Annotated in this window: 18 protein-coding genes and 1 pseudogene; 8 read left to right on the plus strand and 11 right to left on the minus strand. The window is 61.8% G+C overall.

Features of this window, described 5'->3' with window-relative positions:
• Window positions 1-39 precede the first annotated feature (39 nt).
• Window positions 40-1,344 carry a glycoside hydrolase family 3 N-terminal domain-containing protein gene (locus tag NL528_RS33395; RefSeq protein WP_309178612.1) on the minus strand — a complete coding sequence of 435 codons (1,305 nt, stop codon included), beginning with the start codon at window positions 1,342-1,344 and terminating at the stop codon, window positions 40-42.
• Between NL528_RS33395 and NL528_RS33400 the strand changes: the two genes are divergently transcribed.
• The 3 genes and pseudogenes from NL528_RS33400 to NL528_RS33410 all read left to right on the plus strand — a co-directional run bounded on the left by NL528_RS33400 (window position 1,343) and on the right by NL528_RS33410 (window position 5,437).
• Window positions 1,343-3,124 (plus strand): DUF4173 domain-containing protein, encoded by a 1,782-nt coding sequence (locus NL528_RS33400; protein WP_309178613.1) that lies wholly within the window; start codon window positions 1,343-1,345, stop codon window positions 3,122-3,124. The two genes, NL528_RS33395 and NL528_RS33400, sit on opposite strands and share 2 nt — an antisense overlap.
• A 23-nt stretch (window positions 3,125-3,147) precedes the next feature.
• Window positions 3,148-3,851 (plus strand): annotated as a pseudogene (locus NL528_RS33405) (response regulator).
• Window positions 3,848-5,437: an ATP-binding protein gene (locus tag NL528_RS33410; RefSeq protein ID WP_309178614.1), complete on the plus strand. Its 1,590-nt coding sequence runs from the start codon at window positions 3,848-3,850 to the stop codon at window positions 5,435-5,437. Before NL528_RS33405 ends, NL528_RS33410 begins: the two are co-directional and overlap by 4 nt.
• A 12-nt stretch (window positions 5,438-5,449) precedes the next feature.
• Here NL528_RS33410 and NL528_RS33415 read toward each other — a convergent pair whose 3' ends face one another.
• The 10 genes from NL528_RS33415 to NL528_RS33460 form a co-directional block, all read right to left on the minus strand.
• A complete protein-coding gene (locus tag NL528_RS33415) occupies window positions 5,450-6,682 on the minus strand; it encodes an acetyl-CoA C-acetyltransferase (protein ID WP_309178616.1) in 1,233 nt (410 codons plus the stop codon).
• A gap of 197 nt (window positions 6,683-6,879) precedes the next feature.
• Entirely contained in the window at window positions 6,880-7,737 is an 858-nt protein-coding gene (locus tag NL528_RS33420; RefSeq protein ID WP_309178617.1) for a CoA ester lyase, read from the minus strand.
• A gap of 5 nt (window positions 7,738-7,742) precedes the next feature.
• Window positions 7,743-8,198 (minus strand): MaoC family dehydratase, encoded by a 456-nt coding sequence (locus NL528_RS33425; RefSeq protein ID WP_309178618.1) that lies wholly within the window; start codon window positions 8,196-8,198, stop codon window positions 7,743-7,745.
• Window positions 8,198-8,974, minus strand: a complete 777-nt coding sequence (locus NL528_RS33430) for an enoyl-CoA hydratase/isomerase family protein (protein ID WP_309178619.1) — start codon at window positions 8,972-8,974, stop codon at window positions 8,198-8,200. Before NL528_RS33430 ends, NL528_RS33425 begins: the two co-directional genes overlap by 1 nt.
• Entirely contained in the window at window positions 8,971-10,188 is a 1,218-nt protein-coding gene (locus NL528_RS33435; RefSeq protein WP_309178620.1) for a CoA transferase, read from the minus strand. Before NL528_RS33435 ends, NL528_RS33430 begins: the two co-directional genes overlap by 4 nt.
• A 28-nt stretch (window positions 10,189-10,216) precedes the next feature.
• Window positions 10,217-10,933, minus strand: a complete 717-nt coding sequence (locus tag NL528_RS33440) for an ABC transporter ATP-binding protein (protein WP_309178621.1) — start codon at window positions 10,931-10,933, stop codon at window positions 10,217-10,219.
• Window positions 10,930-11,688: an ABC transporter ATP-binding protein gene (locus NL528_RS33445; RefSeq protein ID WP_309178622.1), complete on the minus strand. Its 759-nt coding sequence runs from the start codon at window positions 11,686-11,688 to the stop codon at window positions 10,930-10,932. Before NL528_RS33445 ends, NL528_RS33440 begins: the two co-directional genes overlap by 4 nt.
• Window positions 11,689-11,690: 2 nt before the next feature.
• A complete protein-coding gene (locus NL528_RS33450) occupies window positions 11,691-12,722 on the minus strand; it encodes a branched-chain amino acid ABC transporter permease (RefSeq protein ID WP_309178623.1) in 1,032 nt (343 codons plus the stop codon).
• Window positions 12,719-13,621 carry a branched-chain amino acid ABC transporter permease gene (locus NL528_RS33455; RefSeq protein ID WP_309178624.1) on the minus strand — a complete coding sequence of 301 codons (903 nt, stop codon included), beginning with the start codon at window positions 13,619-13,621 and terminating at the stop codon, window positions 12,719-12,721. The genes NL528_RS33450 and NL528_RS33455 overlap by 4 nt, the downstream gene beginning before the upstream one ends.
• Window positions 13,622-13,721: 100 nt before the next feature.
• A complete protein-coding gene (locus tag NL528_RS33460) occupies window positions 13,722-14,981 on the minus strand; it encodes an ABC transporter substrate-binding protein (RefSeq protein ID WP_309178625.1) in 1,260 nt (419 codons plus the stop codon).
• Between the two features lie 169 nt (window positions 14,982-15,150).
• Between NL528_RS33460 and NL528_RS33465 the strand changes: the two genes are divergently transcribed.
• The 5 genes from NL528_RS33465 to NL528_RS33485 all read left to right on the plus strand — a co-directional run bounded on the left by NL528_RS33465 (window position 15,151) and on the right by NL528_RS33485 (window position 21,242).
• Window positions 15,151-16,647: an AMP-binding protein gene (locus NL528_RS33465; RefSeq protein WP_309178626.1), complete on the plus strand. Its 1,497-nt coding sequence runs from the start codon at window positions 15,151-15,153 to the stop codon at window positions 16,645-16,647.
• Entirely contained in the window at window positions 16,644-17,300 is a 657-nt protein-coding gene (locus NL528_RS33470) for a TetR/AcrR family transcriptional regulator (RefSeq protein WP_309178627.1), read from the plus strand. The genes NL528_RS33465 and NL528_RS33470 overlap by 4 nt, the downstream gene beginning before the upstream one ends.
• The gene (locus tag NL528_RS33475) at window positions 17,290-18,063 is read left to right on the plus strand and encodes an SDR family NAD(P)-dependent oxidoreductase (protein ID WP_309178628.1); all 774 of its coding nucleotides are present in this window, start codon (window positions 17,290-17,292) and stop codon (window positions 18,061-18,063) included. Before NL528_RS33470 ends, NL528_RS33475 begins: the two co-directional genes overlap by 11 nt.
• A gap of 9 nt (window positions 18,064-18,072) precedes the next feature.
• Window positions 18,073-19,983 carry an NAD(P)/FAD-dependent oxidoreductase gene (locus tag NL528_RS33480; RefSeq protein ID WP_309178630.1) on the plus strand — a complete coding sequence of 637 codons (1,911 nt, stop codon included), beginning with the start codon at window positions 18,073-18,075 and terminating at the stop codon, window positions 19,981-19,983.
• 629 nt (window positions 19,984-20,612) lie between these two features.
• The gene (locus tag NL528_RS33485) at window positions 20,613-21,242 is read left to right on the plus strand and encodes a DsbA family protein (RefSeq protein ID WP_309178631.1); all 630 of its coding nucleotides are present in this window, start codon (window positions 20,613-20,615) and stop codon (window positions 21,240-21,242) included.
• The last annotated feature ends 13 nt before the right edge of the window (window positions 21,243-21,255 follow it).

The following is a 21,255-nucleotide window of genomic DNA, read 5'->3' on the forward strand; positions in this document are numbered from 1 at the left end:
GCCTTGCCCGCCTCCATCGGCCGCCTGGTGTCCCCCTCCCTAGTCCACCGGAAAAGCACGATTCAGCCGCGCCTCGCTGTCGTGCAGCATCGCAGGATCAAGCTTTCCCCGGCCGAACGCGTCCGAGGCGCAGGCAAAGATACGATAGAACTGCGCGCCGTCGTAAGCGACCAGCAGCAGATCCACCCCGGCGTTGAGCGCCTCCACCACCGCCGTGCAGACGTTGTGTTGATAGATCGCGCCCATCACCAGATCGTCGGTGATGACGACGCCCTGATAATTCCATTTCCTGCGAATGATCCCGTCGACCACAGCCTTCGAATGCGACGCCGCCCGATCCGGATCGATTGTCGTCAGCGTGACATGCCCGACCATCAGTTGCGCTTTTGAAGCCGCCAGAACCTCCCTGAAGGGACGCCAGTCGGAGGCTTCAAGCTCCTCTACCGGCGTATCGAGATCGGCGTTGAAGTGATGCGTGTCAGTACGAACGCGTCCCAATCCCGGAAAATGCTTCACGGTGGCGCCGACGCCGGACGCTTCAAGACCGCGAATATAGGCCCGCGCGATTTCGCTGACCGTGGCCGGATCGCTTGAAATGGACCGATAGCCGATCAGCGTATTGAAGTCGAAGCGATTGCGTTTCAGTTCCGGGCGAAGGTCCAGCACCGGCGCAAAATTGAGCGTGACGCCGAGCGAAGCCAGCCCCTCGCCGTGAATCCGCCCGAACTCCGTTGCCTTCTCGGCGCGAATATCAGGCGGGAGATTCGCCAGGGTCGATAGCGCCGGCAAACTGGCCAAGGGCGGCGACAGATGCGAAACGATGCCACCTTCCTGGTCGGCCGCGACCGTCAACGGCGGCAGGCCCGCGGCGCGCCGCTTGTCTTGAAGCGCGGCGATTTCAGCTTTAAGCGTCTCCGCCGTCTTCCCGTTAGCGTTATGTTTGGTGATGTAAATACCGGCGATCAGGCCCTTCTCGGCCAACGTCGCCACCTCGTCGAACGACGAATAGCCCACGAGGAAATGCTTTCCGAGGCTGCGCGCCTGCGCGGTATCGGTTTGCAGCACGTTTCGCTTGCGAACCTCGAAGAAAACATGCGCGCCCAGCATCGCCAATGACGGCAAACACCACATCAGGACGAGCAGTTTTCCTGCGATCCTTCGCCTGCTCCAGTAGCCGCGACGGATCAAGACAGCGAAAGCAGCCAGACTCGTCACGGTGAGAACGACGTTTCCGGAGCCTCGTAGCGCGATCAAATAGGGATCGTTCTTGTTGGCTGCGGCGAAAACGAAAACCAGTCCGGCGAACCAGACCAGGATGACGCCGACACGTCTGAGGATTTGCATGAAGGTGACGGTGCTTCCGTGTGACCGGGCGGGACCATCGCCCGTATCAAACTTGCCCATCCGGCGCGAGCGCGTAACCACGTCTGCACAGAATCTGCATGAAAATCCTGAACTCTTGCAGACAGCCTTCCAGTCAATTGCACAATGCCAATCGATAGTTCGTCCTGCAAACCAGGAATGCGGTCATCGAATGCCTGTTCCTTCACGATTAGCCAATGACGGGTGGTGGCTCTGCGACAACCCTTCGTTCGCATTGGTTCACAATATTCCCCTCCCGATAGATAGCGCGAAAATGACGAGCTTCTCCACGGCGGAGTCCGACGTCCGGTCCGCTCAAGAAGACATCTTCCCGGTTAAACTGACGATCGCCCTCTGTCTGACCGCCCTGGCCGACGGGCTGTTCTACGGCGAGAAAATTGGAATATCGGCCGTCGTTTTTGCGTTAGCTGTGACCTGCGGATCGCTGCTCGCCAATTTCTCTCGCTTGAACGAAAAGCAGACGTTGTTGGCCGGTGTCCTCGTCATCGCCGGCCTTGTACCTGCCGTCGAGGAATTCAACGCCGTCTCGCTGTGTTTGATTGTGCTGGCGCTCGGGGTTGGCCTCCTGCTGACAACCGGCCGCGAACAGGTTGGTCTGGCAGACCGGGCCGCGGCCCTATGTGACCTGCTTCTGATCGGTCCATTCCGGTTTTTCCGGGACGCCATCGGCATGTTCAATCTCCCGGCGCTGACGACCGGTCTCACCGTATGGTTCATTCCGCTGTTTTTCGGAAGCATCTTTGCAGCCCTGCTCGTCTCGGCGAATCCATTACTGGAGAAATGGATCAACCTGATGAATCCGGGCAACGCCGCGTCTTATGTCAATTTCGGAAGAGTGCTGTTCTGGGCCGTGGCGCTATCGGTCGTTTGGCCGTTCATTCATGTCTGGTGGCGCAAGAAAGCCGAGGTTATGGAAACTCCGGCCGAAGCCATCGAGCACGAACACGAAAGGCTGTCCGATTTTTCCGGCTTCCTCGGTGTTGCGACCATCCTGCGTTCGCTGATCCTGTTTAATTTGCTGTTTGCGGTCCAGACCCTTCTCGACGCGATCTTTCTTTGGGGAAATGCGGCGTTGCCCGCCGATATCACCTACGCGGCCTATGCGCATCGCGGCGCCTATCCCTTGATCCTTACGGCGCTGCTGGCAGCAGGCTTCGTCCTGGTGGCGATGAGACCGGGCGGTCCGGCCGAACGATCGAAGGTGATCCGGCCGCTGGTCTATCTGTGGGTGGCGCAGAACGTCCTGCTGATGGCTTCCTCCATACTTCGCCTTGGCCTCTATGTGCAGATTTACTTGCTGACCTATTGGCGCGTCGCGGCGTTCATCTGGATGCTGCTGGTCGCACTGGGGCTTCTACTCATTGTTGCCCGTATCATCCTGCACAGATCCAACGATTGGCTGATCCGTGCGAACCTCATCGCCCTGACGGCAACGCTCTACATCTGCTCATTGATCAATTTCGCCGCCATTATTGCCGACTACGATGTCAGCCATGGCCACGAAGCGTCCGGCCAGGGCGTCCAGATCGACATGAACTATCTGGTTCAGCTTGGGCCCCAGGCGTTACCGGCCATCGATAGGGCGATTCAGCTTCGCGGCGCCGACCCTAATCTTGTTTCCCGCCGTAATTGTCTTGTAGAACAACAACGTAGGGAAATGGCTTCCTGGCATTCCTGGGGTTTTCGGCGCTGGCGGCTGCAGCGCTTCCTCGACGACCACCGGAAGACCCCGGCAAGCTGACGACTTTCGGCCCGGAGAGACGTTTGACGCACCGCATCCTCATCGTTGACGACGACCTGCACATTCGCGAGGTGATCCGTGTCGCCCTCAAGAAGGCCGGCATGACCACATTCGAGGCGCGCGACGGCAAGGAAGCCTTGACCCGCTTCGCTGCCGACAGGCCGGATCTCATCATTCTGGATATCGGCATGCCCGAATTCGACGGATTGGACGTCTGCCGCGAGGTCCGAAAATCCTCCGACGTTCCGATCCTGTTTCTTTCGGCCCGCGACGATGAAATCGACCGCGTGCTCGGCCTCGAGATCGGCGGCGACGACTACGTCACCAAGCCTTTCAGCCCGCGTGAGCTCGTCGCGCGGGTAAACGTCATCTTGCGCCGCATGGCCGCTCGCGGACCGGATGCGAAGACGACGTCGGCGGCGCTTTCGCAAGGCAGGCTATCCGTCGATCCGGAGCAGCACGTCGCGGCGTTCTCGGGCACGCCGCTTCGCCTGACGGCCATCGAATTCGGAATCCTGAGGGCATTTCTGACAAGGCCGACCGCGGTTTTCAATCGCGAGCAGATCATGACGGCGGCCTATCACTTCAATATCCAGGTTTCGGACCGCACCATCGACAGCCATATTCGCAATATCCGCGCCAAGCTGCCGCCGTGAACTGCGACAACGTGATCGAGACGATCCACGGTGTCGGCTTCAAGCTCGGGCGATGCGAGCCACAGGCATGATGAAACCGAGGAACGAAAAATGGCGACCGTCGCTGGGCCTGGTCATTTTTGCCGTGCTGGCATCGGTGGCCGCGCTGCCTCTGGTCGGACTTTTCTTTTTCCGCCTCTATGACAACCAGCTTATTCACCAGACCCAGGCCGAGTTGATCGCTCAAAGCCGGGTGCTGGCAGCGGTCTTCGCACGCGAAGTGGAAAGCCGCCTCGACGCCGGGATCGTTCTCGGCGCTGAAACTCCGCTGGGGGCACGCCGTGATCCGGAAGAGCAGGTCACCCCGATCCGGCCTGCGCTCGATCTGGCCGGCAATGACCTGCTGCGACGACGGCCTGATGCGCTTGCCGCCAGCGCGCCGGCCGATCCGGCCTACGTCGAGATCGGCGCACGGCTGATGCCGATCATTCTGGAGACGCAGAAGGTCACGCTCGCCGGATTTCGGATTCTCGATCCGCGCGGCGTCGTAATTGCCGGGCGGCAGGAAATGGGGCAATCGCTCGCCCATATCGAGGAAGTCGCAACCGCGCTGCAGGGACAGTATCGCGCGGCATTGCGGATCCGGGTTCCGGACAAGCCCCCTCCCCCGATCTATTCCATCAGCCGTGGCGTCGGCGTTCACGTATTTTCGGCGATGCCCGTGATCGTCAACAACCGGGTTGCCGGCGTCATCTACACATCGCGAACACCGAGCAATATCTTCGATCATCTTTATCAGGAGCGCGGCAAGTTCATCCTGGCAGGTTTGGCCGTCATTTTCGCGACCATCATCATCGGCCTGGTCTTTTCCCGGACCATCACCCAGCCGATGCGCGAACTGATCGATCGCGCCGCGCGTATCAGCCGCGGCGATGGCGATGCGTTTCAGCCACTCGCGCATTACGGTACGCGCGAATTTGCGCAATTGTCGCAAAGCTTCCTGGACATGGCGGAGCAATTGTCGCGACGGTCGGATTATATTGCGATCTTCTCGTCGCACCTCACCCACGAATTGAAATCGCCGCTGACGTCGATCAAGGGCGCGGCCGAGCTCCTGCTCGACTCGCTGCAGAGCAAGTCCGACAATCTCACGCGGATGGAACAGAAGAACTTCGTGTCGAACATTCTGGGCGACACCGAGCGCCTGGAGGCGATGACTCAGCGGCTGCGCGAGTTGGCCCGCGCCGAAACCGCTCCGCAAAACGAGCACACTGAACTAGGGCTGGTAGTCGGGGGGCTGAAAAGCCGGTTCCCGACGCGCGCCATCGACGCAAACGGCTGCCTCGAACGTTCGATCGGCATGTCCAGCGAAACGGCCCTGATCGTCCTGTCACATCTGACCGACAATGCAATCCGTCACAATGCGAAACATGTGCGGCTGGAAGCGGTCGGTGAGGATACGACGGTCAGGATGACCGTGAGCAATGACGGCGACCCGATTTCCGAACCAAACCGGGAAAAGATATTCGACGCCTTTTTCACGACGCGCCGCGATACCGGCGGCACGGGAATGGGGCTCGCGATCGTGCAAGCCGTCATGACCAGCCACGGCGGATGGATCCGGCTGCTGCCGTCGGACAAGGGCGTTGCGTTCGAGCTCCAGTTTCCGGTCGGCTGAGATTCTATAGCCCTAGACCCGCTCGATGATGATTGCCGGCGCCATGCCGCCGGCGGCGCACATCGTCACCAGACCGCGCCTGAGATCGCGCCGCTCCAGCTCGTCGAGCAGCGTGCCGATCAGGATCGAGCCGGTCGCGCCGATCGGATGACCGAGCGCGATCGAGCCGCCATTGACGTTGACCTTGTCGCGGTCGAGCTTGAGATCCCGGATAAACTTTTCGGCCACAACCGCAAACGCCTCGTTGATCTCGAACAGGTCGATATCGTCGAGCGTGAGGCCTGCCTTGGCCAGCACCTTGCGCGCCGCCGGCACCGGTGCGTTCAACATCAGAGTCGGCGAATCCCCCATGTTCGCCATCGCGACGACGCGGGCACGCGGCTTCAAGCCGTGCGCCTTGGCGTAACTCGGTGAAGCCAGCAGGATTGCCGCCGAGCCGTCGACGACGCCGGAGGAGTTACCGGCATGATGCACGAAGTTGATATCGAGACCGGGATGCTTTTCCAGAATCAGATTGCGATAGGTCGTGCCCTTGTCGTCGAGCGGATAGTCCGCCACCGCGGTGAACGCGGGCTTCAGTCCAGCAAGTCCCTCGAGCGTGGTCTGCGGGCGCGGATATTCCTCGCGATCGAGCGCAAGGCTGCCATCCTCGCGGTGAACCGGAACAAGGCTCTTGTCGAAATGACCGCCCTTGATGGCGGCGGCTGCGCGCCTCTGGCTTTCAAGGCCCAGTGCATCGACGTCCTGCCGCGTGATGCCCTCCAGCGTCGCAACGGCATCCGCGCAGACGCCCTGATGCGACTGCGGGTGACGGGCGCGCAGGCGAAGATTGCCGGCGTCCATCATGAACGGCCCCTCGCCGCGGCGGCCTTCCATCGACATCATCTCGGTCCCGCCGGCGATCACGAGGTCCTCCGAGCCCGACATGATCGAGTTGGCCGCCATGTTGACGCTGGTAATGCCGGAACCACAAAACCGATCCAGCGTGACGCCGCTGGCGCGCACGTCATAGCCGGCATCGAGCGCCGTCATCCGGCCGAGGTCGCCGCTCTGCGGACCGCGCTGGGAACTGGTACCCCAGATGACGTCGTCGACGTCGGCAGTATTGATACCGGTTCGATCGGCGAGCGCGCGCAATACCGCGGCCCCGACTTGCTGCGGATGGATGCCCGAGAGTGCGCCCTTGCCCGCCTTGCCTATGCCTCGCGGCGTCCTGCATGCGTCGATGATCAGCGCGTCTACCATGGGGTTTTCCTCAGAGAATTTTGGTTGACCGTATTTGCCGACGATCGCGGCGCAAAGTCAATTCGCGGGGCAAGCGGCAGGCATTTGACGCGGGTCTGCGCTTCCCGGTAGTGGCATCAGCCATGAAGCGAAATCCGGGGAACCAGATGCCATGGACCGGAATCGCTTCGCTCATCCGGGCTACAAGATTATCAAACCTACCGCCCGCGCAATGCGAGAATCTTCTCCGCCGCCCGCAGATGCGGCTTGTCGATCATCTTGCCGTCGATCTTCACCACGCCGGAAGTCGGATTGTCGTTGAACGCCTTGACGATCCTCTCTGACCACGCAATCTCCTCATCCGTCGGCATGAAGGCGGCGTTGACGACGTCGACATGTTTTGGATGGATCACCGCCTTGGCCAGAAAGCCATCCTGACGCGCCGCGATCGAATCTTCCCGTAAGCTTTCGAGGTCATTGATGTCGGTGGCGATGGTGTCGATGGCGACGACGCCGGCGGCGGTCGCGGCGATCAGGCAGAGATCGCGGGCAAGTACGAACGGACTGTGAAAGCGCCCGTTGGTGCGGTTCCGCGATGCGCCGAGCGATGCGGCGAGGTCTTCCGCGCCCCACATCATGCCCCACAGCCGCGGGCTCATATTCTCGAAGTCGAGCAGTTTGAGCACCGCGCGCGCCGTCTCGGTTGCGACGGTGACGATCCGCGTCGTGCCGGCCTCAATATCGGAAGCGGCCTCGAACGCATCGAGATACAGAGAGAGGCGATTGACATCGGCGGCGCCCGCGCATTTCGGCAGCACGACGCCATCGGGCCGGCCGGGTATGACCGCCGCAAGGTCGCCAAGCGTCATGCCGGTGTCGAGCGCGTTGACGCGGATATAGATTTTCTGGCTCGGATTGCGGGCATCGAGCATCTCGCGCACCGTGCGCCGCGCATCTACCTTCTCGTCCGGCGCGATCGAGTCCTCGAGATCGAGGATCAAGGCATCGGCCGCGGTCTTCTTGGCGTTTTCGAACTTCCGGAGGCTGTCGCCGGGAACGAACAGGAACGAGCGCATCGGCTTTAAGCCTTCGGTTTGCAATGCATCAGGCCGGTCCGGCGGCAGCTCGCAACCACCTCCCCGCGCTGGTTGGTCATGGTGTGCTCGAACTCGACCAGGCCCTGCGTCGGCCGCGACTTGCTGGCGCGCTTCGAGATGATTTTGGTGTGCGCCTTCAGCGTATCACCGTGGAACACGGGCTTTGGGAATTTGACGTCGGTCATGCCGAGATTGCCGACGGTGGTTCCCAGCGTCGTATCATAGACGCTCATGCCGATCATGATGCCAAGCGTATAAAGGCTGTTGAACAGCCGCTGGCCGTACTCGGTCTTCTCGGAGAAGTGCGCGTCGATATGCAGCGGCTGCGGATTCATCGTCAGCAGGCTGAACATCGTGTTATCCATTTCAGTGACCGTCCTGGAGAATTCATGATGAAACTCCCGACCGACCTCGAACTCCTCAAAATATAACCCAGCCATCACCGTCCCTTGTAGTTGGGCGTCCGCTTCTCGACGAACGCGTTCAAGCCTTCCTGGCAATCTTCCGTGGTCGCGACAAGCGCGAAACTTTCGGCCGCATTCTCGACCGACCGCCGAAAATCGGCATCGACTGCGCGCATGAAGGCATCACGGCCGATCTTCATGACAATAGGCGACTTGGCGGCGAGCCGCCGCGCAATCTCGCGGGCACGATCCAGTGCGGTTCCCTTCGGCACGACCTCGCTGAGCAGTCCCATGCGGAACGCGGTCGCGGCATCGAAGGGCTCGCCCAGAAACAGCGGGCCAAAAGCCTGATGCTTACCGACCAGCCGTGGCAGTTGCACGAAATGGATTGCCGGAATAAGCCCGACATCGATCTCGGGATAACCGAAGGTCGAGGCATCACCGGCGATGATCATGTCGCAGGAAATGGCAATCGTCATGCCGCCGGCCCGCACCGCGCCGTCGATCGCCGCGATGGTCGGCTTGCCCATCCGGTATTGGGTATCGTTCAGCGCAAAATACAGCCGCTCGAGGAATTTCTTGGTTTCGATGCCCGGTTTACCGCGCACGATGTCGAGATCAAGCCCGGCGCAAAACACCTTGTGTGCGCTGCCGATGATGACGGCGCGCACGGTCTCGTCATCCCTCGCTTTTGCCAGCGCCGCCAGCAGCGCATCGATCAGCGCCATGCTGAGCGCATTGACCGGTGCGCGATCGAGCATGATCTCCGCAATGTTGTCGGAGACAGAATAGCGAACAAGTTCCGTACTCATGATGCCGCGCCTCCCTTGGCCTGACGCACGGCGCCAGTCTTGACCAGATCATTGATTGCACCGCGCTCGAAACCAGCTTCCATGAGTACCGCATAACTATCCTGTCCGACATCCGGCGCGGGACATAGCCTGTCTTCGGAAAGGCTCGCAATGCCCGGCGTCCGCGGGGCATAGACCGGGCCGACGCCGGGCGTATCCTGGCAAACTGCGCCCTTGGTCGCTTCGACGTGGATATTGCGGAGCCACTCGCCGGGATTGAGGATGCGTTCGGCAATGATGTCTGCCGCATGCAACCGCGCCAGCCACGCTTCTGTCGACTGCGTCAGGAAGATTTCCCGCATCTGCGGGATCAGCGCATCAGCTGTGTCGGCTCGCCCGGCAAAATCGGCAAACCGCGGATCGCTGGCAAGGTCGTCGCGATCGATGGCCGCGCAAAGGCGCTTGTATTGCGGCTCGTTCACCAGCGTCACCATCATCCAGCCATCGCTGGTTTGATAGGAGCCCGCCGGTACGTTGAGGGCGCGCGGCGCGCCGCCCTCAAGAATATGCTCGGCGACCTTGTGGCCGAGAAGCGCAGCGGTCGATTGCGAAAGATTGACGTCGATCCAGCGGCCGGTGCCCACGGTCGCGCGGGCAAACAGCGTGGTGGCGATGGCCTGGAAGGCGTAGACGCCGGTGACGACGTCGGAGATCGTCGTGCCGACCCGGTGCGGGGTTTTGTCGTTGCCGACATTGATCGACACCAGACCGGAAAACGCCTGTGCGACGGAATCCGAACCCGGGCGTTTTGAATACGGCCCGCTCTGCCCGAAGCCGCTGACCGAGAGATAGATCAGCCCGGGGTTCTCGCGCGCGAGGTCTTCGTAGCCGATGCCCAGCCGGGCGGCGACGCCGGGCCGAAAACCCTCGATCAGGACATCGCAATCCCTCGCCAGCATTTCGGCGACGGCGACGCCGTCCTTATGCTTCATATCGAGGCACAGGCTGCGCTTGCCGCGATTGTAGACCGCCGACAGCGTCGTGTGGCTGCCGTACGTCGTCCCGAGATACCGCGACCAGTCGCCCTCGGGCGGCTCGACCTTGATCACATCGGCCCCGTAAACACCGAGCAGCATCGCGCAATAGGGCGATGCGATGCCCTGCCCGAAATCGAGCACGCGCAGGCCGCGATAGGGCGCGTCGTGTGTCGGCGATAGCTTCCGTTCAACTGGCATTTACTCTCCCGGACCGGCTGGCTGAAAACTACAGCGCAAGATAGCGCTGACGAATGTTGTCGTTGGCCTTCAGCTCTTCGATCCCGGATGTGTAGACGATCTGGCCTTTGTCGATAACCGTCGCGTGGCTCGCAAGGCCAAGGCAAAAATGCATGTTCTGCTCGGCGATCAGCACCGTGGCGCCGGTGCCGCGGAGCTGCCGCAGCAATTCGCCGATCCGCTGCACGATGATCGGCGCCAGCCCCTCGCTCGGCTCGTCCAGCAACAACAGCACCGGATTGCCCATCAGCGTGCGCGCGATCGCCAGCATCTGCTGTTCGCCGCCGGACAGCCTTCCCGCGATCCGGTATCGCAGCGGCTCCAGCAACGGAAACACGTCATAAATGCGCCGGATCGACCATTCGTCCTGCCCGTCCGGACCTTTCTTCTGGCCGATGACCAGATTGTCCTCCAGCGTGTGTTCGGGAAAGATCTGACGGTCCTCCGGCACAAAGCCGAGGCCGGCCCGGGCGATATGATGCGGTTTCAGCCCGGACACCACGCGGCCGCGCAAGGTAACCTTGCCGCGGCGCGCCGGCGCCAGGCCCATGATGGCCTTCATGGTGGTCGACTTGCCGGCACCGTTGCGTCCGAGCAGCGCCATGGTCTCGCCCTGCCGCACGGAGAGGCCGACCCCGAACAGGATCTGGCTGGTGCCGTAATAGACGTCGAGGTCCTCGACCTGCACGACCGGCTGCGCGCTCATATCGCTGCCTCGGCGGGATTTTCGGTGCCGAGATAGGCTTTTATGACGGCCTCGTTGCGCCGGATCGCATCGGGCGTACCGGTGGCGAGAATCCGGCCGTAGCACAGCACGACGATCGCGGGCGCGATCTTGAACACGATATCCATGTCGTGCTCGATGAACACGACGGTGATCTTCTGCGTCTCCCAGAGCTCCCTCACCTTGTCGATCATGCGCCAGCGCTCTTCGGTCCCCATGCCCGCGGTCGGCTCATCCAGCAGCAGCACCTTGGGCTCGAGCACCAAAGCGAGCGCGATATCGAGCAGTTTCTGGTCACCGTGCGACAGCGTCGCTGCGGTGCGGTTGCGCTTGCTGGCAAGACCAAGCAATTCCATCGCGTGTTCGGCGCGGTCGCGGGTCTCGGCGAGCGGAAAGCGCCGGTGCAGCACGCTCGCGCGGCGCTGATCGGCACAGACCGCCGCCAGCATCGTCTCATGCACCGTAAGCGACGGAAAAATGTTCGCCACCTGGAATGCCCGGCCGATGCCGTGGCGGACGATATCGGGCGGCGTCCGCCCCGCCATATCGACACCGTTGAGCAGGATCTGGCCGAAATCCGGTTTCAGCGCACCGGTGATCAAATTGAAGAACGTGCTCTTGCCCGCGCCGTTGGGGCCGATCACGGCGGTCAGCGAACCCTCGGCAAAGTCGAGCGTGACGTTATCGGTCGCCTTGACGCCGCCGAACGATTTTGAAAGCCTGCGTATCTCCAGCATGGCTAGCTACGCTCCTCCGCACTGTCGCGGCGCTGCACGTACCATTCGACCACAAAGTCCATCAGGCCCTTGCGCAGGCCGATGGCGAAGAACAGGATCACAATGCCGAGCACGATGCCGTAATACTCGGTCAGGCGCGTGACGGTATCATTGAGGATCAGCAGCAAAACGGTGCCTGCCATCGGGCCCAGGAACGTCGTGACGCCGCCGAGCATGTTGATGAAGATGCCCTCGCCCGAAATCGTCCAGTAGGCGAATTCGGGATAGGCGCCCGATACGAACAGCGCCATGACGATGCCGCCGGTGGATGCAAACAGTGCGGCGAGAACGAAGATCGTGAGCTTGGCGCGCCAGACGTCGATGCCGATAAAACTCGCACGGTTCGCGTTGTCGCGGATCATGCGCAAGGTGTAGCCGAACGGTGATTGCGCGATCTGGCGCATCAACAGCAGCCCGATCACCAGCAGCGCGCAGCTTGTGACATACAGATGCACGTGGTTCGACAGATCGATGCCGAGGAAGACCGGACGTGGAATGCCCCCGCGCAGGCCCTGATCGCCGCCGGTCAGCGACGCCCAGGACAGGATCGTCGAGTGGATCAGCATCTGGAACGCCAGCGTCACGAAGGCAAAGTAGATTTCCTTCAGCCGCACGCAGATCGCCCCGATCACGGTCGCAATGACGGCCGTGATGACGAGCGTTGCGACAAAGGCGATCGGGACCGGCACGCCTGTGCGCTGCATGATCAACCCAAAACCATAGGCGCCGAGACCGAAGAACATGCCGTGCCCGAACGAAATCATGCCGGTGTAGCCGACCAGAAGATTGAGCGAGGTCGCGAACAGACCGAACGCGGAGCAACGAATCACAAAATCCAGCAGCGCCTTGCTGCCGAAGAACAGCGGCAGGCTGGCGAGCACGCCAAAAGCCGCGAACGCAATCAAGATATCGAGGTAGCGCGAGCGCTGCGACCTGGCTTCGACGCGCGCAACGCTGAGGGCCTCGCCGGTCCGTCCGGCCTGCAGCTCGCTCATGCGACCTCCTTGCCGAACAGGCCGGTGGGCCGGATCACCAGCACGACCACCATGAACAGATACATCAGGCCTTCCGTGAACAAGGGAAAGCCGAGCGATCCGAAGGAGCGGATCATGCCGATCAGCAGCGCGCCGATCAGCGCGCCCAGGATCGAGCCCATGCCACCGATCACGGTGACGATGAAGGACTCGATCAACACCGAGAATCCCATGCCCGGTGTCAATGAACGCACGGGTGCCGCGAGCGCGCCGGCAAGGCCCGCCAGCATGCCGCCAAGCGCAAACACGCCGCCATAGATCAGGCCGGTATTGATGCCGAGCGCCGACACCATGCCCGGATTATGCGCCGCCGCCCGGATCACCTTGCCGAGCCGGGTGCGGGCAAGCCCGAGCCCAAGGATCACGGCCATCACCAGCGCTACGCCGATCAGCAGCAGATAATATGGCGGCACCACGCCGCCGGCGATGAGCAGCGGCATCACCTGAAAGGCTGCCGGCATCCCCATCGACCTGAACTCCGGTCCCCACACCATCCGCACGACGTCGTCGAAGATCAGGACGAAGGCGTAGCAGACCAGAAGCTGCATCAATACGTCGGCGCCATAGACCCGGCTCATGAACACGCGTTCGAAGATCAGGCCGAGGAGCGCGGTACCGCCGGCGCCACAAAACATCGCCAGCGCGAAGCTGCCCGACAGCTGGTAGGCCGTCATCGCGAAATAGGCGCCGAACATGTAGAACGCGCCGTGGCTGAAATTGACGACCTTGAGGACGCCGAAGATCAGGGTCAGCCCGACGGCGACGAGAAACAGCAGCATACCGATGATGAAGCCACTGGTGGTTTGCGTCACCAGACAGGCGGAACTGGCGAGACAGCCGGTGAGCGCGTCGATATCCAAGGAACATATCCGTTACGGCGTGGCCGGGCTTATCGGCTCGCGAGAAAATGTGCAGCGGTTGGCGGATGCAGCTCGCGCCACCCCCGCCTTCGCCGGACTGTCAGGCGTAGCCCTTGCTCTTCTTCCACTCGGCTTCGAGTTCGAGAATAGTCTTCCAGTCGCCGGGCTTGACGTCCGGCACGTAGGGCTCTTGCGGGATCGTCGTCCCCCAGCCGATCGCGTAGCCGATCAGGGTCTGATCCTCGGCCCGCATCGTCACGGTGCCATCGGCGCCGAACGGCGATTTGATGGTCAGCCCGCGCATCGCTTCCGCAATCTTCTTGCCGTCGGCAGAATTGGCTTTCTTCGACGCTTCGGCGATCAGCATGACCGCGGTGGCATTCTCCCACGACCAGTTGGTCGGGTACTCATTGTATTTCGCCTTGTAGGCGTCGCCCCAGGCGGCGTTCTCTGCGGTCGCCGGATAGGTCTTGATATAGCGGTTCCCGGAATGAATGCCCTTCGGCAGGTTCTTCACCACCGTGAGCGCTGTGTAATCAGCCATGTTGACGGCGAACACTTCCATCTGGCTGAACATCGCGTAGATATTGGCCTGATCGATATAAGAGGTGAGATCGCCGCCCCACAGGCAGGTATAGAGCGCCTGCGGTTTCACCTGCAGTATCTTGGTGACGACTTCCGTGTAGTCCGGCTGAAACAGTTTCGGCCAGGACTCGCTGATAATTTCGACATCGGGTGCGAAGCGCTTGAGATACAGCGTGAACTCGCCGGTGGTATCGCGGCCGTAGGCGTAGTCGGGCGCGCAGGTCGCCCATTTCTTCAGGCCCTTGGTTTTCGCGATCTCCGCCGCGTAGCTGCCGCCGACGATCGAGTCGTGCACGCCCTGGCGCGCGGTGCGGAACGCATTGGGGATGTGCTGCTTCGGATCGGCGGTAAGTGCCGAGGTTTCCGAGTTAGTGTGAATGCAGAACACACCGAGATCGCGCGCGACTTCGTGCACGGCGAACGCGCCGGAGGATGCTTCGGCGTCGATCAGAAGCTCGCACCCGTCGGTGTTGACCAGTTCCCGGGCGACGCGCGCGGCTTCCTGCGGCGCTCCCTTGGAATCACGGATCACCATGTCGATCTGTCGGCCGGCCAAGCCGCCCGCGGCGTTGACTTTCTCGACTTCCAGCATCACCGCGTTGCGCGATGAGGTTCCGAGTTGCGCCACGCGGCCGGACAGAATGGTCGGCATGCCGACCTTGATGGTTTTGGCTTCTGCGCGTGCCACCCATGGCGTCGCGAACGTCACTGCGCCGGTGCCCATCAGTACAAGAGTCGAGCGGCGGCTAATGCCCGGTTTGCGGGTTCTCTGCATTTTCCCCTCCCTGTGGTCGTATTCCCAGGAATCCCCTGGCGGAGATCGTTCCGTCTCCATGTCCACAATGTTTTCAGAGCAAGGGGGGTGACGTCAAGCCAAAGATGAATTACGAGTCATAATTCATCTAGGGTGAAACGAGGCCGAAAGCGGCCCTTTTGAGCGGCGAATGATCAATCTTTCGAGCTTCATCAGGTTTCACGCCCGGCGGACCCCGGACCGCTGTGCGCTGAAATACCGTGGCGAAGACATTTCATATGCCGGTTTCGACCAGCGGATCTGCAAGGTGGGTGGCTGGCTGGCGTCGCAAGGGATCGGCGCCGGCGACGTCGTTGCGGCCCTGATGAAAAACAGTGCCGCGTTCCTCGAACTCGTGTTCGCGACCAGCCACATCGGCGCGGTGTTTCTGCCGATCAATTATCGCCTCTCCGCTGACGAGGTCGGCTATATCGTCGGCAATTCCGGCGCGCGCATTCTGATCGCAGACGAAGAACTCGCAGGTATCGCCGCAGGTGGCGTGCCCGTCGTGCTGCTCGACCAAGCCGCGCAATCGAGCGCCACACGGCTGGCGCCGGATATCGCGCCGGCGCCGATACAGCCGCGGCAGCCGCGCGACCTGATGCGGTTGATGTACACGTCAGGCACCACGGATCGCCCCAAAGGCGTGATGCTCACTTACGAGAACATCTACTGGAAATCGGCCGATCAGACGCTGGTGCTGGGGCTGAACGCGGATACGCGATTGCTGGTGGTCGGTCCGCTCTACCATGTCGGCGCGCTCGATCTGCCGGGGATCGCGGTGCTCTGGCACGGCGGCATGCTCTCCATCCACCGCAATTTCGAACCGGAGCAGGCACTGGCCGCGATTGACGCGGAAAAGCTGAACGCCGCCTGGTTCGCCCCTGTGATGACCACGGCGATCCTCACCTGCCCTGCTCGTCAACGCTATGACGTCTCCAGCCTGCGGTGGGCAATCGGCGGCGGCGAGAAGACGCCGGAGGTACGTATCCGCGCCTTCTCCGAATATTTTGGAAATGCCCGTTACATCGACGCCTACGGACTGACGGAGACCTGCGGCGGCGATACCTTTATGGAGGCCGGCCGCGAGATCGAAAAGATCGGTTCGACCGGCCGCGCCATCGCCCATGTCGAGATCGAAATCCGCGACGAAGCGGGCAATCGCCTCGCACCGGGTGAAAACGGCGAGATCTGCCTGCGGGGACCGAAGGTCACGCAGGGTTACTGGAACGATCCCGAGAAAACCGCCGCCGCCTTTTTCGGCGACTGGTTTCGCAGCGGCGACGTCGGCTATCTCGACCAGGACGGCTTCCTCTATCTCACCGACCGCAAGAAAGACATGATCATCTCCGGCGGAGAGAACATCGCCTCCTCCGAGGTCGAACGCGTCATCTACGAACTGCCGCAAGTCCGCGAAGTCGCCGTCATCGGCCTGCCGGATGAACGCTGGGGCGAAAAGCCGGTCGCGATCGTGGTGCTGGCGGAAAGCGCCACGTTGGAATTGCCCGATCTGACCGACCACTGCCGTGCACGACTAGCCGGCTTTAAAATCCCGAAGCAGTTGATCATCCGCGACAGCCTGCCGCGCAACCCATCCGGCAAGGTGCTCAAGCGCGTGCTGCGCGCCGAACTGGAGGCCCACGCATGACGCAAACTTCGCAAGCATCCGGCAAGGTCACAAAGCTCAACCGCGTCGAGCGCAACGCATGGACCAAGCGCAAGATATTCGACGCCGCAACCAAGGTCGTCGGCAAATATGGTTATGCCGAAGCCTCCGTCGCCCGCATCACGGATGCTGCCGGTGTCGCCCAGGGCACGTTCTACAACCATTTCGAAAACCGCCAGGAACTGCTCGACCAATTACTGCCGACGATCGGCATCGACATGGTGCGCTTCATCCGCGAACGCACCGGTACGCCGCAAACCGCGCGGCAGGAAATCGAACGGTTCGGCGCGTTCTTCGATTTCATCCGCGAGGTACCGGAATTCCTGCGCATTCTCAACGAGGCCGAATTCTTTGCGCCAGTCGGCTACCAGAAGCATTTCGATAACATTTCGACCGCCTATGTCCGCATTCTGAAGCGCGCGCGGCTTGCCGGCACCATCGAGGGCTACAGCGACGAGGAGTTCGAAGCGGTCGTTCAAATGTTGATGGGCGCGCGCGGTTATCTCAGCCGGCGCTACTCCTATTCCGACGGCGCGGTCACCGCCGTGCCCGGTCACGTCATCACGGCCTATCAAAAGCTGATTATCCGTGGGCTGTTCAATGTGCCCGACAACGGAAACGGCCATGACCGCTGACGGCGTTGTCCTCGTCACCGGCGGTTGCCGCGGCATCGGTGCCGCGACTGCAACGCTTCTGGCCGATCAAGGCCGGCGCGTGGTGATATCGGATATCGCGCCCGAGCCGCCTGCGGGAACGCGGACGATCCTTTGGCCCGCCCCGTTCGATGTCGCCAGCGAAAGCGCCGTGGTCAGCGGCATCGCCGATATCGAGGCCGCGCACGGCCCGATCACGGGCCTCGTCAATGCCGCCGGCGTATTCGGCAAGATGCATCCGGTCGAACGCGTGCGGATGGACCAATGGGATCGTGAGGTCAATGTCGATCTGCGCGGCACGTTTTTGGTCGCCCGCAGCGTCGGCGTGCGGATGGCGCAGCGGCGGCATGGCGCCATCGTCAATGTCGCGTCCATCGCCGGCATGACGTCCGGCCCGATCCACGCCTACACCGCCGCCAAAGCCGGCGTCATTCAGATCACGCAGACGCTCGCGGCCGAATGGGGCCGCGTCGGCGTGCGCGTCAACGCCGTTTCACCGGGATTTACCCGCACCGTCGCACTCGAGGCCGGCATCGCTTCGGGCGCACTGAACAAGGATCTGCTTGCACACCCCACGGCGATGAACCGGCTGGTCGAGCCGGTCGAGGTGGCGCAGGCGATCGCCTGGCTGCTTTCGCCGATGAGCAGCGGCGTGACCGGCATCAATCTGCCGGTCGATGCCGGATTTATCGCTGGCACCACATGGGCAGCCTATGGCGGCTTGCCGGAAGCACCGGAAGCGTAGAGGAAAAATATGAACATCGAGGTACCGCGCAAGAAGCTCGATCTGTCGTCGGCGATCGCCGAAGGCGATATCCGCGTCCTGCTAATGGTGCTGGTGCACATGACCGGTGACGCGCGCTGGCTGGAGCCGCCCTACAGGCCCCGGCGCGATGTCCGCCTGATCCCCGATCCCCAGGCCGGTTTGCCGCCGAAAATCCAGGACCAAATCCGCGCCGCGGTGCTGAACCTGTTTTCGAAAGGTGAACCCAAGCCCGTCATTACTGATCCCGGCAACGAATTGATGCTGAGAATGATGAACGCAACGCTCGGCGAAAACGTCGCCCCGGAATATGCGCCGCTGATGCGCGAGGAAATGGATTTTATTCCGCGCGACGCGCGCTGGACCAGGCGTCCGCCCAATGAGGCGCTGGCGCAGCAGCATGTGCTGATCGTCGGCGCCGGCGTCTGCGCCATTGCGCTCGGCGTCGCGCTCGGCCGGCTCGGGATTCCCTACACCATTGTCGAGAAGAACGATGAGCTTGGCGGCACCTGGTACGTCAATCGCTACCCCGGCTGCGGCGTCGATACGCCGAACCATTCCTATTCCTTCTCGTTCGGTGCACGAAACCCGTGGACACGGTATTTCGCCCAACGACAGGAACTGCTCGATTACCTCAAAAAGGTCGCGCTCGAATACGACATCCGCAGCCACATCCGCCTCAACACGGAACTGATCGCCTCGCGCTGGGACGAAAACAAGCGACGCTGGATTTCGACGCTGAAGACCGGAGATGGCGAGGAGACGTTTGAATCGACCACGCTTGTCAGTGCGATCGGGCAGCTCAACGACCCCTCGCCTGCGCATTTCAAGGGCGAGGAAAATTTTCAGGGCACGATGCTGCACTCCGCGCTGTGGTCCGATGACATCCAGCTCGACGGCAAGCACGTTGCCGTCATCGGCACCGGTGCAACCGCGATGCAGCTGGTGCCGGCGATCGCCGATCGCGTCGCGTCGGTCACGGTCTATCAGCGCACCGCGCAATGGGCGCGGCCGGTCGCGGGCTATTCCGATCGGATCGCCGAGGGGGCGCAATGGCTGCTCGCGCATCTGCCGTTCTACGTGCAGTGGTACCGCTTCAACATGTTCTGGCGTTACGGCGACGGCTTGCTGCCGTTCCTGCGCAAGGACCCGGACTGGCCGCACCCCGATCGCGCTGTCAACAAGGGCAACGACCGGCATCGCGAGGAACTGACCGATTTCATCCTGTCCGAACTGAGGGAGCGCCCCGACCTGATCGAGAAATGCGTGCCGACCTATCCGCCCTATGGCAAGCGCATCCTGCTGGACAATAACTGGTTCAAGACGCTCACCAAGCCCAACGTCGAGTTGGTCACCGACAGGGTCGACCATTTCGCGCGCGATGGCATCGTTGGATCGGATGGGAAATTGCGGCCGGCCGACATCATCGTGATTTCCACGGGTTTTAAAGTCTCGGAAATGGCGGCGCGCCTCAACATTAGTGGACGCGACGGCAAGAATCTCAGGGCTGCCTGGGCCAACGACAATCCCACCGCCTATCTCGGCCTTACCGTACCGGACTTTCCGAACCTCTTCCTGATGCTTGGTCCCAATTCCGGTCCGGCGCACGGCGGCAGCGTGATCTTTCAATCGGAGTGTCAGAGCCGCTACATCTCAGCCTGCCTCGTCGAGATGATCGAGCATGGCATCGCCGCGATCGACGTTCGCCACGACGCGCACGATCAATACATCCGACAAGTGGACGCCGAGCATGAGCAGCTGATCTGGACGCATCCGGGCATGACGACCTACTACCGCAACAGTCAGGGCCGGGTTTTCTCGGCGATGCCGTGGCGGTTCGTGGACTACTGGAAAATGACCCACGATCCCGACTTCAGCCAGTATCGCCAGACCAAGGCCTGACCTCGATCGGTCGCATGTTTCGCGTGTGGATAGTGAGGCCGGCGGTGGAACTCAAGCGGGTTCCGTCCGACTTAACTTGACACCCGACGATATCTGCCGCAGCATTTCGACGCTGCGCCCATCGGGGTAGCGGAGCATCTGGCTCCTCGCTTCGCGGGTATTGGCGCCCGATCATATGATCGAACGGCAGGCAGCGGACGCGGACAGTTTTCCGTGGGGACCACACTTGGAGAGGAGCATGACGCCACCGGCTCAGGCCAGTGACCTTGCTCAGCGGCAAGGTCTCGGCGCATAGAGGTGAACAGCAGCTGCTCGCCCCACTGCGTCGCCAACAATCTAAACATCATATCCACGGGATCGGAACGCAAAGGCCACGCGGTATTCGATCTTGAAAATGAGCTGATGTCTATCAGAAATCCTTCGCCTAAAACGAAGATGTAGGGCCCCGCGATGCTTGAATGCACCGGGGCCCATTCGTTTGGCGCAAGTTCTACTGACTTCAAATCTTCTGATTCCAAATCTGCTGACACCGGGTCAGTCGACCGCTCTCCCACATCAATGATAGCGCCCGCAGATTGCATCCCTGGTCCGGATCGGGAAGGATCGTTCGATCGGAACGAGGACCGGCGATGGCCAAACCGCGCGTGCGCATCTACACCGACTACAAGAGTCCTTATGCGTTTGTGGCCAACAAGCGGCTGTTCGAGCTGGAGGAAAAATACGGCGTCGAACTGGAATGGCTGCCCTATACGCTGCGGGTCGCCGAATTCATGGGAACGGTCGAAGAGCGGACGCCGCATTTCTGGCGCAAGGTGCGTTACGCCTATATGGACGCGCGGCGCTATGCCAACGCCCAGGGCCTCACCATGAAAGGCCCGCGGCGCATTTATGACGCCTTCTATTCCAGCGCCGGCATGCTGTTCGCGCAACGTCATGGCTTGTTCCGGCCCTACCATGACACGGTGTTCCGCCGCTTCTGGAGCCACGACCTCGAAATCGACGAGCTCAGTGATATTTCGGGCGTGATCGCTTCGGTCGGCGGCTCGGCGAGCGAGTTCGAGGCTTACGTCCACGGCCCGGCGCGGGCCGAACATGACCGCATTATCGACGAGGCGGAGACGCTCGGCGTATTCGGCGTGCCGACCATGGTGTTCAACGGCGAATTGTTCTGGGGCGGTGACCGCATCGACATGCTGATCGAGCGCATCAAAAACCCGGAATCCATCGCGACCGCGCTGGGTAGCCGGCATCGGGCATGAGACGCCCGCCGCG

This window comes from Bradyrhizobium sp. Ash2021, from assembly GCF_031202265.1.
Classification (GTDB): Bacteria; Pseudomonadota; Alphaproteobacteria; order Rhizobiales; family Xanthobacteraceae; genus Bradyrhizobium.

Bases quoted from the DNA above. Each gene is read 5' to 3' on its own strand.
- NL528_RS33430 (WP_309178619.1), bottom strand. From the start codon at position 8,974: ATGAGTACGGAACTTGTTCGCTATTCTGTCTCCGACAACATTGCGGAG.
- NL528_RS33470 (WP_309178627.1), top strand. From the start codon at position 16,644: ATGACGCAAACTTCGCAAGCATCCGGCAAGGTCACAAAGCTCAACCGC.
- NL528_RS33410 (WP_309178614.1), top strand. From the start codon at position 3,848: ATGATGAAACCGAGGAACGAAAAATGGCGACCGTCGCTGGGCCTGGTC.
- NL528_RS33465 (WP_309178626.1), top strand. From the start codon at position 15,151: ATGATCAATCTTTCGAGCTTCATCAGGTTTCACGCCCGGCGGACCCCG.
- NL528_RS33395 (WP_309178612.1), bottom strand. From the start codon at position 1,344: ATGCAAATCCTCAGACGTGTCGGCGTCATCCTGGTCTGGTTCGCCGGA.
- NL528_RS33480 (WP_309178630.1), top strand. From the start codon at position 18,073: ATGAACATCGAGGTACCGCGCAAGAAGCTCGATCTGTCGTCGGCGATC.
- NL528_RS33460 (WP_309178625.1), bottom strand. From the start codon at position 14,981: ATGCAGAGAACCCGCAAACCGGGCATTAGCCGCCGCTCGACTCTTGTA.
- NL528_RS33450 (WP_309178623.1), bottom strand. From the start codon at position 12,722: ATGAGCGAGCTGCAGGCCGGACGGACCGGCGAGGCCCTCAGCGTTGCG.
- NL528_RS33400 (WP_309178613.1), top strand. From the start codon at position 1,343: ATGAAGGTGACGGTGCTTCCGTGTGACCGGGCGGGACCATCGCCCGTA.
- NL528_RS33425 (WP_309178618.1), bottom strand. From the start codon at position 8,198: ATGGCTGGGTTATATTTTGAGGAGTTCGAGGTCGGTCGGGAGTTTCAT.
- NL528_RS33440 (WP_309178621.1), bottom strand. From the start codon at position 10,933: ATGAGCGCGCAGCCGGTCGTGCAGGTCGAGGACCTCGACGTCTATTAC.
- NL528_RS33475 (WP_309178628.1), top strand. From the start codon at position 17,290: ATGACCGCTGACGGCGTTGTCCTCGTCACCGGCGGTTGCCGCGGCATC.
- NL528_RS33435 (WP_309178620.1), bottom strand. From the start codon at position 10,188: ATGCCAGTTGAACGGAAGCTATCGCCGACACACGACGCGCCCTATCGC.
- NL528_RS33485 (WP_309178631.1), top strand. From the start codon at position 20,613: ATGGCCAAACCGCGCGTGCGCATCTACACCGACTACAAGAGTCCTTAT.
- NL528_RS33445 (WP_309178622.1), bottom strand. From the start codon at position 11,688: ATGCTGGAGATACGCAGGCTTTCAAAATCGTTCGGCGGCGTCAAGGCG.
- NL528_RS33415 (WP_309178616.1), bottom strand. From the start codon at position 6,682: ATGGTAGACGCGCTGATCATCGACGCATGCAGGACGCCGCGAGGCATA.
- NL528_RS33420 (WP_309178617.1), bottom strand. From the start codon at position 7,737: ATGCGCTCGTTCCTGTTCGTTCCCGGCGACAGCCTCCGGAAGTTCGAA.